General features: G+C 57.7%; 9 protein-coding genes and 1 pseudogene. 6 read left to right on the forward strand and 4 right to left on the reverse strand.

Going from position 1 to position 13,738, the window contains the following annotated elements; genetic code table 11:
- Positions 1–346: 346 nt before the first annotated feature.
- Positions 347–1,479 (reverse strand): IS3 family transposase gene (locus AC0L3S_RS37760; protein ID WP_259219434.1). Its coding sequence is split into 2 segments (ribosomal slippage): positions 347–1,224 and positions 1,224–1,479, totalling 1,134 coding nucleotides; the frame shifts between segments, so codons are not numbered across the junction.
- 829 nt (positions 1,480–2,308) lie between these two features.
- Between AC0L3S_RS37760 and AC0L3S_RS37765 the strand changes: the two genes are divergently transcribed.
- The 3 genes from AC0L3S_RS37765 (at position 2,309) to AC0L3S_RS37775 (ending at position 6,312) form a co-directional block, all read left to right on the forward strand.
- Positions 2,309–2,515: a Clp protease/crotonase-like domain-containing protein gene (locus AC0L3S_RS37765; RefSeq protein ID WP_259219435.1), complete on the forward strand. Its 207-nt coding sequence runs from the start codon at positions 2,309–2,311 to the stop codon at positions 2,513–2,515.
- Between the two features lie 267 nt (positions 2,516–2,782).
- On the forward strand, positions 2,783–4,183 hold the full coding sequence (locus tag AC0L3S_RS37770) for an aminotransferase (protein ID WP_259219436.1): 1,401 nt from the start codon (positions 2,783–2,785) through the stop codon (positions 4,181–4,183).
- A gap of 1,097 nt (positions 4,184–5,280) precedes the next feature.
- The gene (locus AC0L3S_RS37775; RefSeq protein WP_259219437.1) at positions 5,281–6,312 is read left to right on the forward strand and encodes a 3-hydroxyacyl-CoA dehydrogenase NAD-binding domain-containing protein; all 1,032 of its coding nucleotides are present in this window, start codon (positions 5,281–5,283) and stop codon (positions 6,310–6,312) included.
- A 160-nt stretch (positions 6,313–6,472) separates the two neighbouring features.
- Here AC0L3S_RS37775 and AC0L3S_RS37780 read toward each other — a convergent pair whose 3' ends face one another.
- Complete coding sequence (locus AC0L3S_RS37780) at positions 6,473–6,739, reverse strand: hypothetical protein (protein ID WP_259219454.1); 267 nt, start codon at positions 6,737–6,739, stop codon at positions 6,473–6,475.
- Between the two features lie 497 nt (positions 6,740–7,236).
- Here AC0L3S_RS37780 and AC0L3S_RS37785 point away from each other — a divergent pair, with 497 nt between their 5' ends.
- A complete protein-coding gene (locus AC0L3S_RS37785; protein ID WP_259219439.1) occupies positions 7,237–7,650 on the forward strand; it encodes an SDR family oxidoreductase in 414 nt (137 codons plus the stop codon).
- Positions 7,651–7,896: 246 nt separating this feature from the next.
- Here the strand turns inward: AC0L3S_RS37785 and AC0L3S_RS37790 are convergent, their stop codons facing one another.
- Together AC0L3S_RS37790 and AC0L3S_RS37795 are read right to left on the reverse strand one after the other, a co-directional pair.
- Positions 7,897–9,033, reverse strand: coding sequence for an acyl-CoA dehydrogenase family protein (locus AC0L3S_RS37790; protein WP_259219440.1), 1,137 nt, complete (start codon positions 9,031–9,033; stop codon positions 7,897–7,899).
- 4 nt (positions 9,034–9,037) lie between these two features.
- Positions 9,038–10,219, reverse strand: coding sequence for an acyl-CoA dehydrogenase family protein (locus AC0L3S_RS37795; protein ID WP_259219442.1), 1,182 nt, complete (start codon positions 10,217–10,219; stop codon positions 9,038–9,040).
- 1,973 nt (positions 10,220–12,192) lie between these two features.
- Between AC0L3S_RS37795 and AC0L3S_RS37800 the strand changes: the two genes are divergently transcribed.
- Together AC0L3S_RS37800 and AC0L3S_RS37805 are read left to right on the forward strand one after the other, a co-directional pair.
- Positions 12,193–13,251, forward strand: coding sequence for an ABC transporter substrate-binding protein (locus AC0L3S_RS37800; protein ID WP_259219443.1), 1,059 nt, complete (start codon positions 12,193–12,195; stop codon positions 13,249–13,251).
- 410 nt (positions 13,252–13,661) lie between these two features.
- A pseudogene (locus tag AC0L3S_RS37805) lies at positions 13,662–13,738 on the forward strand (succinyl-CoA--3-ketoacid-CoA transferase); the annotation flags it as partial.

Below are 13,738 nucleotides of genomic sequence, written 5' to 3' on the forward strand. Positions count from 1 at the left end.
CCAATCGATCTTGCCGGCGAGCAGAACCAGCTCGTGCTTCATGTTGATGATCTGGTCCAGCCGCGCCCGGAACAGATCGTTCGATCCCGTCGTCCTGTGCTTCTTCGGTCGCATCGGCCCCTCCAATGCACCACAGAATCATGGTCCGCAGCGAAAGGGAATCCACAAACGAAAATTGCAAGGTTTGGGGGCCTCAAGCCCCCAATCCCTGCAATCTCAAATGCCGCCCCAACCGGAAAACTGACTCCTGCTCAATCGCTTAGAGCCTTGTTCACGGACGACTACTGAGCTGGTCCCGTTTGTCTGAACAGAATCTCCGCGTCGATAAGTGGAGCCTCTGCCGGGGTTAGGCGGCCGCGCGGAGCGGCGGAAGGTTGAAGTAGGCTTGATCCGGGGTCATGTCGTCAAGACTCGAATGCGGACGTCGTCCGTTGTAAAAATCGAGATACCGGCCAATCGAATGTCGTGCCTCGCCGACGGTTTCGTAGGCTCGCAGATAGACCTCCTCGTATTTGACGCTGCGCCAGAGCCGTTCGACCAACACGTTGTCCCGCCATGCGCCCTTGCCGTCCATGCTGATCGCGATGCCGTTGTCGGCGAGCACGTCGGTAAAGGCCTGGCCGGTGAACTGCGAGCCCTGATCGGTGTTGAAGATGTCCGGTTTGCCGTGACGAGCCAAGGCATCTTCCAGCGTCTCGACGCAGAAGGCTGCTTCCATCGTGATCGACAGCCGCCAGGACAAGACCCGACGGGTCGCCCAATCCAGCACCACAGCGAGGTAAACGAACCCGCGCTCCATGGGGATATAGGTGATGTCCATGGCCCAGACCTGGTTAGGCCTCGTGATCTCCATGCCACGCAGCAGGTATGGATAGATCTTGTGGCCGGGCTCCGGCTTGGTGGTGCGCGGACGGCGATAGAGCGCCTCTATCCCCATCCGCTTCATCAGCGTCTTGACATGCCGGCGGCCGATTTTGCACCCTTCGGCAGCCAGCAGGCCGCGCAACATACGCGAACCGGCGAAGGGATACTCCAGATGCAGCCGGTCGAGACGCCGCATGATCGCGAGATCGGCGTCCGGCACCGGCCGCGGCAGGTAATAAACGCTGCCGCGGCTGATCTGCAAAACTTCCGCCTGCCTGGTGATCGACAGATCGTGCTCACGGTCGATCATCGCTTTGCGCTCAGCAACCCCGCCTTGGTGAGCGCTCCTTCTAAAAAATCGTTCTCCAGCGTCAGCTCTCCGATCTTGGCGTGCAGCGACTTCACGTCGATCGCAGGCACGGCCGGCGCAGCGCTGCCAAGTCCAAAAACTCCGGAAGCTCCGCCCTCCAGCTGAGCCTTCCACGCCGTGATCTGATTGGGATGGACGTCAAACTGCTCGGCCAGTTGAGCGATCGTCCGGTCGCCCTTGACGGCGGCAAGCGCCACCTTCGCCTTGAAGCCCGGTGTGTGGTTCCGGCGCGGTCGTCTGCTCATCGTCTCTCCTGATTCGCAGGCATCAGCGTGCCCGCTGTCAGGCAGAAACTCCACTTATCGACCTGTTCAAATCTGCGGAGCCGGCTCTTACTTCTTTATGCAAATTGTAGGAACAAGCCAGTGTCGAGGACCCGGCTAGGCTTGGTTATTTCCTTCTTGCGATGGCCTCGGCGCTTGTCAAGAAGCCCTTGTAAAGTTTCTTGAAGCGATTGCATGGGTGGCCTAGCGCCAACTCTCCGACCGCCACATCCAGTTTGCCTTACAATCCCACCGAGGGCCATTCCATTCGCGCGCGTAAGGTTGGTCCACGATGATGTTCTGCGTCGAAGTGGAAAATCTTGCCTGAAATATGCATCATCCCGTCCGACATTGGCGAGTTTCTCCGACGGAAAAAGTAAATGGTCTTGATCGTGATGGACGGGCCGGCCTGCGCCTAAGAAAAGCGAGCTTGTACAGAATGGCTGAAGACACATGATCCCCTTGGTGAGAAGCTGTCCCGCCGCGCCCGGGTGGTCCCTAAGTCCCGGCCGTCGGTAGCAGCGAACCCACGCTCACGTGGAGCCAACCGGACGCCCGAGCGAACCGAATTACCCGCGCCTTGAGCCTCTGCGCAGTGACGGGAATGTGCGAAGGACCCGACTGCGTGACGATCGTATCGGTCGGATGAAGTCGTCCGTTGGGCGGCAATGTAGCCGATGTCGAATGTTCCAAATGAACGCTGGAGCAGCTCACGAGATCTTCATAGGGAAAAATGCCAGATAGCAATGAGATCAATCTTAGCGAAGCTCGTGAAGATCGAGGAAGAGCTTGGCCGGGAGGGCGCGCTGCGGTGGCAAGGTTCGACCGCGGCGATCGCATCAATGCGCTTTCTAACGATGCAACTCGCGAGCTGACGAGAGCTGCTGAAATTTTTGATGACGCCACAGAAACCTCATTCACAATTCTGACCGGCGCGGCCGACGATATCAAAGGGGTGTGGGAGGTGCGAAGGGCACCGATTTCGCGAGCCATATGGATGTCGATCGACTGGTCCTGACATCATCTGAGGACTACAAAGAGCGGGCTGCGGCCTTCGTGAGAGAGAAAGCCTCTTTTCACCGGACGGCAACCGAGGACGCAGGAGCGCTCTGCAGAAGGACGAGGCGCTATTACAGTAACGATCGGATCCCGCCCCGCTTGGTCAAGGCGCCACAGTATGCCAGTAAGGTTCAACACCCTTCCGTTCTCATCGCCAACGGGACCGTTGTGAAGATGAATATCCTCTAACGACATTGGAATTAGCTCAGAGGCAAGGTGACCAAAGATGACTCTCAAGAACGCACCCGATCCCGAGATTCGCGAGCAGATCGTCAAGCAGGACCTCAAGACAGTCTTGCACCCGATCGTTCAGCACCGCGTGCTCGAGCAGAACCAGATCGTGGTCACGGGGGCCCAGGGCTCCACCATCATGGACCATGACGGCACAGCCTATCTGGACGCCATGGCTGGCCTTTGGTGTGTCAATATCGGCTACGGCCGCTCCGAGCTCGCCCAAGTCGCCGCCGAGCAGATGGAACAGATTGCCTATTATCCGCACACGGCCATGAACCTGCCCGCCGCCGAGCTCGGCGAGCAGATCAACAATCTGATGGGCGGCGGCTATCACAGCTATTTCGTCAATTCGGGCTCAGAGGCCAACGAGGCCGCCTTCAAGATCGCGCGGCAGTACGCGAAACAGGAGTTTCCGAAGGATTTCCGCTTCAAAACCATTAGCCGCTACTACGCCTATCACGGCACGACGCTCGGCACGCTGGCCGCCGGTGGCATGGGCGATCGCAAGACCAACTTCGAGCCGTTCGCGGGCGAGTTCGTGCATGTGCCGGCGCCGACCTGCTATCGCTGCCCGCTTGGTCTCGAATCTCCCTCGTGCGGGATCGCCTGCGCCAAGGCGATTGAGTCCGCTATTCAGGGCGAAGGACCCGGAACCGTCGCTGAGGTGCTCGTCGAGCCGATTATGTCCGGTGTCGGCGTCGCCGTGCCTCCGGATGAATACCTGCCGATGGTCGAGGAAATCTGCCGCAAGTACGATGTCTTGCTGCACGTCGATGAGGTGATCAACGGATTTGGCCGTACTGGAAAGATTTTCGGCCACCAGCATTACGGCGTTAGCCCGGATATCATGGCCGTCGCGAAGGGCATCGTCTCGGCTTACCTGCCGATCGGTGCGACCGTGGTGAAAAACAAGGTGTTCGAAAGCTTTCTCGGCGAAGAGGCCGAGGCGCGCCAGGTCATACAGGTGAACACCTATGGCGGCCATCCAGTGGCAGCAGCCGTAGCGGTTCGCAACATCGAGATCATGCTCGAGGAGAAGCTGCCGCAGCGTGCAGCCGAGATCGGCTCTTATCTCATGGACGGACTGAAGGACCGATTAATGCGGCATGGCATCTGCGGCGAAGTTCGTGGCAAAGGTCTCCTGATCGGCATCGAGCTGGTCACCGATAGGCAGAGCAAAGTTCAGCTGGACGGCAAGCTCGTCGCCGGGGTGCTGGCGTTCTGCAAGAAGAACGGCGTGATCGTCGGCCGCTCTGGCGGAGGCGCGCGGCATTCTAACACGATCGTCTTGTCGCCGCCGCTCATCATCACCCGCTCGGAATGCGACACGCTGATCGAGGTTCTCGACAGGGCGCTGGAAAATGCCATGCAGAAGTTGGCCGGGAAGGAATGAAAGATCGCCCGCCCCGCGGAGCACGCGGAGCGGGTCAGTTCATGAGGAGGGGACGCAGATGAAAACGATCGACCTTCCAGTCACAATCAGGTCGGCGAGTGCATTGTGTTCTACCCCGGCTCGTGCGGAGTTTGCGGAAATCCTTGCAACCTCACGTACTCAGATCTGGAGGAAGTGTCTAAGATGGGAGCTCCCTGTTTCGTGATTCGGCCAAGCCCATCCTTCCGGCGGTGGAATTCTGCTTCGGCGGCAGGCAAAGCCAAGCCGCAAAGTCTTGTCCGGAGCGGAGCACGGTCTGGTCCGGTACAGTCGGCCAGAGCCGCGGCCGGATGAATGCCAAAGATGCGTGATAGCAACTTCGCGATCGAATTCATTCTCTGGAATTGATCGCCGCTCACGTCAGTTGGCATCGATCTGCTGGTCCAGGTCCTTCAATTGGCTTCACAAGAACACCGATAGCATACGTGCACCAACAAGTAGCATCGTCATTCGGGAACTTCACCAGTTCATCCACCCGTTGCCGATCTCGTCGGACAAGTGACTTCGAACTCCACAGCCTAAGCTCGAATGGCCAAGACGTCATGGTTCGCTGGTGAACCAGCAGGCTCTTGCGTATGAATCATCAACAAGCCTTAGTTCTCGATGCTCTTGACGAAGCAATACGTTCTGCTGGTCCTGCATGTTGTCACGTCCAGCTGCTTTCGTGTCGTAACACGTGCCTCGTCAGAATTGACGAGAGGAAGGCCTCGATTTTGATCAGGAGGCGCAGAATATCTGCTTCACAAGGTTCAATATTGATCGAATTCAAAACCCGCGATCCGATACAGCTAGAACTGTAATCGTGTTGTGCGGTTACGCCAAATCGGAAGCTAACACCATTTCTGAGGTCATGGTTCCATGGATTGAGGTGAAGAATAGTCCGCCTGTGTCGGTGCCCCCAAAAGGAGATCGTCGGTCGGCGATCTAGATGATGTGGAGCCGCGGCGGTGCAAATCCGATGAACTAAGAAGCCCGGAAGGACCCAGGGAAATCTACCGGAGTGATGAAACGCGGTCCAGTTTAAAAAGATCAATTTCGACATCTGAAAGGCGAACTCCATGTCTAAGAGTGCTGCGACCAGGTCTGAAAGGCTGCCACGCACAGTCGGGTTGCTGGGGGGCGGCGTCATCGGCGGCGGGTGGGCCGCACGGTTCATGCTCAACGGAGTAGACGTGCGTCTGTACGATCCCGAGCCGGGTGCGGTCGAGCGTGTGCAAGAGCGCCTTGAGAGAGCGCGCCGCGCATTTCAACAATTGACGCAGGTGTCGTTGCCAGGTGAAGGGGCGCTGACTCTCGTAGATTCCGTTGCCGATGCCGTGCGCGGGGTCGAGCTCGTTCAGGAGAATGTCCCGGAGCGTCTGGAGCTCAAACAGCAGGTGCTCTCGGACGCCTGCCGGGCGGCGCCCCCAGACATCCCCATTTGCTCTTCGACCTCACAAATCCGGCCCACTTTGCTCCAGGCGAAGATGCCTCGCCCGGAACGATTGCTGGTTGCGCACCCGTTTCAGCCAGTTTATCTGTTGCCCTTGGTCGAACTTTGCGGTGGCGCGCGAACTACCGCCGAGGCGATTACGCGAGCGGCCGAGATTTATCGCGCAGTAGGAATGCATCCACTGGTCGTACGCAAAGAGATTGCCAGCTTCATTGCGAACAGGTTGCAGGACGTTATTTGGCGTGAGGCGCAGTGGCTCGTGCAGGATGACATCGCTACTGTTCAGGAGATTGACGATGCCATCCGGTATTCGTTCGCGCTTCGCCTGCCCATGTTGGGCCAAATCCTAACGTACTATGTGGGCAGCGGTGAGACCAACATGCGTGCGTTCATGCAGAAGTGGGCCGGATGGCGCACAGACAGCAAAGAAAAGCGGCCCTCCAGGGAGAGCGAGGCGCCAGAGTATACTGACGCGTTTCTGAACAAGATGTCGCAGCAGCAACTTGCGCGAGAATCGGATGAGGGGATGACTATAGCTGAGTACCACGAGAAACTCGATGAGGGCATTATCAGGGTATTGCATGGCTTGCGCTCCGTGGATTATGGCGCTGGCGAGACACTCGCGAGGTGGGAGCAGTCACTGCGCAAGCGCGTTTAGCGGAGGAGCAGCCTTGGAGTAATTGGAAAGGATACGTCGAGCATCGAAACGCTTTTGACAAGGCGAGACCGAATGTCACCTGTCGGTCCCGGCTGTTGCCCTCACAATGGGCTGCATCAGCTCGGAGCCTTCGATCCGCTGAGCGTTTCGGAGGCCGGGCTCACATAAAGTCGATCAGCTGGTCAAGTCTATGGATCACACGGAACGGCTCCATGAGCCCGAACGTACGCATCATCCTCATAATCCGAAATGAGAGCCGAAGGTGGCGCTGCGCGCCACCGCGAGAAACTTTCGCGGCTTCTTCGCGCCGGAGAAACTGGGCGACATCGGCCTCTGGACCTGAATGAAGCATTCCCGAGCCAAGTACTGTATTATTGTGCCGCGATAAGCTAGGAAAGCCGAATGAGAGGCTGAACATCTCGGCCAACTCCATCTCCGTCGGGCGTCCCTATGGTATGACGGGAGCCCGCACACCGCGCATCTGATGTACCAGGTTGTCGTCAGCATTTGCGTCGGCGGCGGGATGGCCGTAGCCGGCCCGTTTGAGATCTTCTGACGTACTGAGATTGACGGCGTGCTTCTTCGAAGGAATCGTGCGGAGTGTCCGCGCCGATAACCTCACCAGGGCGACTCGCCTGGAAAGGAATATCGTTTGCTTTCCGGAATTGCGGCGATCACCACCTCGATGGTTCTAAGCAGGCGCCTAGCATAGTCGTTGTGCCGCCAACTAATTCATCTCACTGGGGGCAATGCCGTACCGCTGCAGCTCGACGTGACGGATGCTGATCAGCTGAGAAAGGTTGTGGGGGATGGAGAGCGGCAGCTCGGTCCGGTGACAATCCTGGTGACGCAATGCGGGCATCCCGGACGCGCAACACGCTACAAAGATGTCGATAGACCTGATCGACCGCGTGCTGGATACGAATGCACAGCGCCGTTTGTACTGTCATGCGAGTCGCACGCCGACTGATTAAGGCAAAACTTCCTGGACCCATCGTCAACCTCGCATCGTCGGCGGCTTGCTCCTACGCAGGAAATGGCCCCGCGCTCTATTCAGTCAGCAAGTCCGCAGTGGTACGCATGACCGAGGCGCTTGCGGTCGAATGGGCGAAGTTCAATATCAATGTGAACGCGATCGCACCGGGATCGTTTTCATCCGAGATGATGAGCGGCATGCTACAGCGCACGGGCGACATCATGAAGGGATTTCCGCGTCCGCGCATCGGTGATCCGGCGCAGCTGCACCTTATTATTCCTGGTTTCGCCGTCATCGGATTTTGTGACCGGCATCTGCGTGCGGGTCGACGATGTTCAGACGGGCAGGTAACTAGGCCTTGAGCGGCGTCATGCCGACGTAGCGTCCAACACAAGCGACTCCAGGCTTAGTAGCCACTTCTGCTTCCGCTACGACAAGCTCACGCGCCGCCGGATAGTTGAGAGGAATTGCGATACTAAGAGTTGCGCGAGTATCACTTAAGTGAGTAGCTTTTCCGAGGCGGCCGACTGGGACGCCAGCGTCACCGTTTGCGACAGCCGACCTGGTCCGCGTAGTACATGAGGATGCGCCCTCATTATCTGTTGCCCCTAATACCCCGCAAGCTGCGCTAAGCGGTTCGAATGGTAGTCGACATCGCCAAACAATTCGGCGAGCACTCGCTGTCGCTTCATGTAGAAGCCGATGTCATACTCGTCAGTCATCCCAATTCCGCCATGCATCTGAATCCCTTCTTTGACCGCGAGCGCGCTGGCCATACCGGTCATGGCCTTGGCTACCATGACTGCCTGTTCGGCACCCGTATCATCACAGTCGAGCAGCTGCTGGGCCTTGAGGATGGAAGCACGAGCCACCTCCATCTCAGTGTGAACATGGGCGGCGCGATGCTGTAGTGCTTGGAACGAGCCAATCAGGCGACCGAACTGCTTGCGCTGCTTGAGGTAATCTAGTGTCATGGCGAACGCGCCAGAGCCGACGCCCATCATCTCAGCAGAGGTGCCGGCGCGCAACGCGCTGAGCGTCTGCTTCAGGCCGCCGAACCCATTATCGAGCTCGCCTATGACTGCGTCTGCGAACGCTTCCACGCCATCGAACCTCAGGCGCGCGACGAGGCTGGAGTCGGTCAGCCGCTCCGTCTCGATCCTGAGATCCGCGGTGTTCCTCTCGATCAGGAAAAGCGTCAGGCCCAGCTCCTCGCCGTCGGAGCCCGCAGTCCGGGCCGGGACGATCAAAAAGTCGGCAGCGTGACCGCAGGTCACGAAACGCTTCTCACCCATCAGGCGGAATCCTTTGCCAATCCGTTCGGCCTGCAGCCCGATTCGATCGGGCCGATGGCGCACGCCCTCGTCGATAGCAAGCGCGCCAACCGCCTCTCCGGTCAATATCCGCGGAAGCCAAGCTTGGCGCTGGGCCGCCGAGCCGCCTCTCAGTGTCATGACCGCACCTACCGCAGTCGCGAGGAACGGCGATGGCGTCAGATTGCGGCCAATCTCCCCGAGTACGATGCCTGCCTCGACGTGGCCCAACCCTAGGCCGCCGTCGGCCTCCTCTATAAGGACGCCATTCAGGCCGAGCTCAGCGAACCGCTTCCAAAGCTCGCGCGAGAAGCCCGTTCTGTCGTCGGCGTCCCGCAGCGCGCGCATGTGGCGGACCGGGGCTTCCTTGGCAAGGAAATGCCGCACTGTGTCGGCCAGCATCGTTTGATCTTCGGTATGGAAGAGGGGCATCGTGTCAGGCTCCCGGTAGCTCGAGGATGCGCTTGGCGATGATGTTGAGCTGCACCTCGGACGTGCCACCTTCGATGGAATTGGCCTTGGACCGAAGCCAAGCACGCGCGTTAGCCCCGCCACGAGATCGTTCGCTTTCCCACTCCAGCGCATCCGACCCGCAGGCCGCCATGACCAGCTCCTGACGCTGCTTGTTCAGCTCTGTCCCGAAATATTTGATCACAGAGGGCAGCGCAGGATGCGCTTGCCCGTGCTTTAGCTCGTCGATGGAACACTCAGACATGGCTTCGAACGCCTGGGCACGGATATCAAACAGCGCAATGCGAGCTCGTAAAACTGGATCGTCCAGGCGACCGTCCGGTTCGACACCAATGGTGCGCTTGGCCAACTCGCCGAGCGAAAGTCGCCCACCCTCCGTGCCAATGCTAGACAGGTTCTCGCGTTCGTGGCCCAGCAAGTATTTAGCGATTTCCCACCCTTTATTTAACTCACCGACTAAGTTCTCCTTCGGTACCTTTACATTTCCGAAAAATGTCTCGCAGAAAGGCGAGGAGCCAGAGATGAGCTTGATCGGCTTTGTGGAGACCCCCCGAGACTCCATATTGATCAGAAGAAAGGAGATTCCGTTGTGCTTGGTGGAGGTGTCCGTGCGGACCAGGCAGAAGATCCAATCGGCTTTGTCGGCGTCGCTCGTCCAGATTTTCTGGCCGTTCACAAGGAAGTGGTCGCCCTTGTCCTCCGCCCGGGTGGCCAGCGAGGCGAGGTCGGAGCCCGCTCCCGGCTCGGAATAGCCTTGGCACCAAAATATTTCGCCACGGACCAATTTCGGCAAATGCTCCCGCTTCTGCTCCTCCGTACCGTACTTGAGCAGCGCCGGGCCCAGCGTGTAGAGGCCGAACGAACTCAGCGGAGTCCGGCAACCGAGGCGGCCCATCTCCTCTTGAAGAATCTTGGCTTCCGCAGGGGAAAGCCCGCCGCCTCCGTATTGCTGGGGCCAGTCAGGTGCCGTCCAGCCTTTCTCGACCATGCGGTCCAACCAGACCTTTTGGGCCGGCTGCTTGTAGACGGCGCGACGGCCACCTACGACGAAGTCATCGCCGGAGCTAATCGGCTGTCGCATCTCCGGCGGGCAGTTCGTCTCAAGCCAAGCAAACGTCTTCTGGCGGAACATCTCAAGATCGTTCACGTTGTGAAGCCCTTTCTATTTTCTTTCGCTTGGCTCTCGCGGGCTTGCGATATTTGCACTTGCCGACAATCTGATGCGCATGTCGCTTCAGCTCATCGGGAACCCATAGGAATGCTGATCTACTACGCGAAGATACGCTGCTGGCATCCAGCGGCGAACTATAGGCACGTGTCATTGCGATAATCATGCAAGCGCGCTGGCTAGTCACTTCTGATGGGCAAGGCCGCTCTCGCTTTACATCGGATAACCTGCAGTCTTTTCACATTCAAAGTCTCGCTGCACTTCGTCAGGCCGGTCGTCTTGTAGCTCAAGGCACGCTAACTTGGTCTAGTGAATAATATCGCCAACTTCTGGCGCGTGCGTGCAGTGTTCCGGCAGAAAAGATCGTTTTGGTGCACCTCGCCGTCCGGCAGCTGATACCAAGAGCATATGTACGCTCAACCCTCGGACTCTCCGACTTCACCGCTATTGCGGAGGAGCCCGCCGAGACGACACGCATTGGGAGCAGGTCCTGCGCGAGAATAGCGGGTCCTGATAGAAAAGATTGAGACCTACCTCATGTGCCGACGAAATGCTGAACGTTGCTGGGTGCGACTTCTGCTGTTCTCCTGAAGCCGATTGGACGGGTCACTTGAGGCAGCGCGGAGCAGCCTGAGCGATGGCGTGCCGACAAAGCTATACTAGTCTGGAGTGCCCCTGGTCCGACGAAACCTGACGAAAAGATCTGATCTCGGCACCCTGCTTCAAAGCCGCTCTCCGCTCGAGATGCAAAGGCGAGCAAGACTGCATCAATCTCGCTAAAGACGCTTACAAGCCGCGCCGCTACACAGAATTAAGAGGCCGATCCACGCGATGAGTATATAGCTTCCGTATTCATTGAGCGCGTCGACGTCGTAACATCGGCGGCTCGGGCTCTGACGCGTCGCCGCTTTCTAAACGTTATCTAAAATCAAAAATCTCTTCCTCAATGCGACGTTGCGCCCCAGGGCTCCTTAATTACTAGCGCACTTAAGCCGCTTTCCGATCATGCCATGAGGTCGGTCGCTGGCCGCGTTCATCGATCGCCCGAGACAGATCCTTGCACCGTTATGAAACTCGATCACGTGCCACGACCCGAGTGAGAACCCTTAAGGCGGCGGACTCTCTTCTCGATCTCAGCGCATAGCCCTGGAAGCAATGGAACATCGTCGATGAGACGACTTCCGCACCGCGCTTAGCCAAATTACGATGGCCAATGCCATGTTTGCAGCAGCGGCGTAAAGAGCAGGAGGAAATCGACGGAAGCGCCACGGCGCTTGCAGAGAGCGCCGATTGATGGTGGCGTTAGCTAGTCTGTGCAGGATTTCCGCAAGCGAATGCGGATCATTGATCAAATTCAGCGGCGGCAGCCTGATAATCCTGTCTCAACGAACGGTTTGCGGTCCGGAAAGTCGCAGTGTTACAGGCTGATAGGGAAGGATCACGTCACCTTGGTCAACCGAAGACGCTTTATTGCAGGTTTATCCTTGGAATCTCGGCTGCGCGTCCAAGAGGCCCCAATTCAAGAAAGAACCTAAGGGTCTGCCAATCGGCGGCGGCGCTGTAACGGGTAGCTCCACGACGGGACAGGGGTATGCAATGCCAGGCAGGCGGCCAGCAACACAGCGCGTCGCGCTGCCCATCCTTCGTTTTCGAACCCAAGCTCGTGCTGATGGACGGGCTGCTCGGCGCGTTGGATAGGCCTATTACGTAAGTAAATGCATCTCGAGATAACCCAATTGATGTCTACTTGCAGCCACAGAGCGCCTTCGGCTCCCCCTTCATCGGCGAGAACAACCGGCTGCATGGGAGAGGAGTTTCAAAGAACGCAACATGCATGGTTGGATGTTCATGAGGCTGGCAGCGCGCACGCGGCAGCGCTTAATGTAGATGCCATCGGGCGATAAAAGCCGGTTCATTCGGGATTGCACAAAAACACTGAGGAGAAAATGAAAATGATGAGATATGTATTGAACATCGGTCGGGTCTTGACAGTCGTTGGATTGGCTGCAGGTGCCCTTGGGCTCTCCCGATCTGCACTTGCGGAGACGATAACGGTGGTTGGTTGGGGAGGGCCATCTGAGAAGGTCTTCCGTCAGGTCATGTTTCAACCATTTAGCCAGGCGACAGGTGTCAAGGTTGTCTCCGAGACGTACAGCGGCGAATACGCGAAGATCCGCGCAATGGTCGATTCCAAAAGTGTGAGTTGGGACGTGGTCGATGTCGGCGGAGACGCAGCCCTTCAAATGTGCGCCGAGGGTAGCATCGAAGTGATTGACTGGAAAAAGTTGGGCCTAGACCGCGTAAAAATCTTTAATGGCGACAAGTATGACTGCGGGGTGGCCTCGGGAATTGCTCCTACCGTCGTAGCTTATGACAAGGATCGGTTGCCGAATGGTCCCAAGACAGTTGCCGATCTGTTTGACGTCAAGAAATTTCCCGGCAAGAGAGGGCTATGGAAGAACGCAAGAGGTAATTTGGAGTGGGCATTGATCGCGGACGGTGTTCCCCTTAAGGATGTCTATACAGTGCTAGGCACGCCGTCCGGCGTTGATCGCGCGTTCAGAAAGCTCGATGCCATTAAGAACGACGTCATTTGGTGGACCGCTGGTGCCCAGCCGATGCAGCTTCTTGCTGACAATCAGGTCGTGATGACGGCGGCATGGAGTACCAGGGTTTTCGACGCGGTAAAGAATTCAGGCAAGAACTTCGAGGCCGTTTGGGATGGCGCGACGATTGGGGGGGGCTACTGGGTAATTCCCAAAGGCAGTCCGCGGCTTGATGATGCGTACAAATTTATTGGTTTTGCTGTTTCTCCACGCGTTCAGGCCAGCGTTGCACTGCAATTGGCTTACCCACCAGGCAATCGGGACGCGTACGCGATGATCGATACGAAGGTTCTGCCCAATCTTCCCAATGATAATCGTATGAGGAATGCACTACCTCTCGATTTCGGTTTTTGGGCTGATCATTCCGATTTGCACCAGCGCTTCAGCGCTTGGCTCGCAAAATAGCGCTCAGGCGGAAGTACCTATTGTCCTTGGTGGCGCGCGATCAGATCAGTCCGGCTATCAGGGCAGCCGCGACGATGCTGATCGTGTCCTTCGTCTTCGTGTCGAAGAGTATTGAACTGCTGCACCGTCGCTCGAGATAGACGTGCGGAATTCTCAGTTTCTGACAATAGAGCGCCGGGTCCCAAAGGGCCAGCTTCAAGGCCTGCAGTGGCCAAGCAAACGAGTAACCAAAAATGGCAGAAATCGAGTGGCCGCTTGATTGTGATCTAGCAAGCCTCTACCCGCGTGGGTCCCGGCGACGTGTTTTGCCACGATCGCCATGATGTGTTTGCTGAAGGGCTGAGCAGGTTCTCCTGGACCCATTGGCAGCTATGTAGGGTCTTCAATTTGTCTCGAATAGGTGAGTCACTATGAACAAGGTCTATCCCGACGCCAAGTCGGCTCTCGAGGGCGTTCTGAAAGACGGCATGATGATCATGTCGGGCGG

The organism is Bradyrhizobium sp. Ken01, assembly GCF_055807355.1.

Coding starts and splice junctions, on each gene's coding strand:
- AC0L3S_RS37770 (WP_259219436.1), top strand. CDS start 2,783: ATGACTCTCAAGAACGCACCCGATCCCGAGATTCGCGAGCAGATCGTC.
- AC0L3S_RS37775 (WP_259219437.1), top strand. CDS start 5,281: ATGTCTAAGAGTGCTGCGACCAGGTCTGAAAGGCTGCCACGCACAGTC.
- AC0L3S_RS37785 (WP_259219439.1), top strand. CDS start 7,237: ATGCACAGCGCCGTTTGTACTGTCATGCGAGTCGCACGCCGACTGATT.
- AC0L3S_RS37790 (WP_259219440.1), bottom strand. CDS start 9,033: ATGCCCCTCTTCCATACCGAAGATCAAACGATGCTGGCCGACACAGTG.
- AC0L3S_RS37800 (WP_259219443.1), top strand. CDS start 12,193: ATGATGAGATATGTATTGAACATCGGTCGGGTCTTGACAGTCGTTGGA.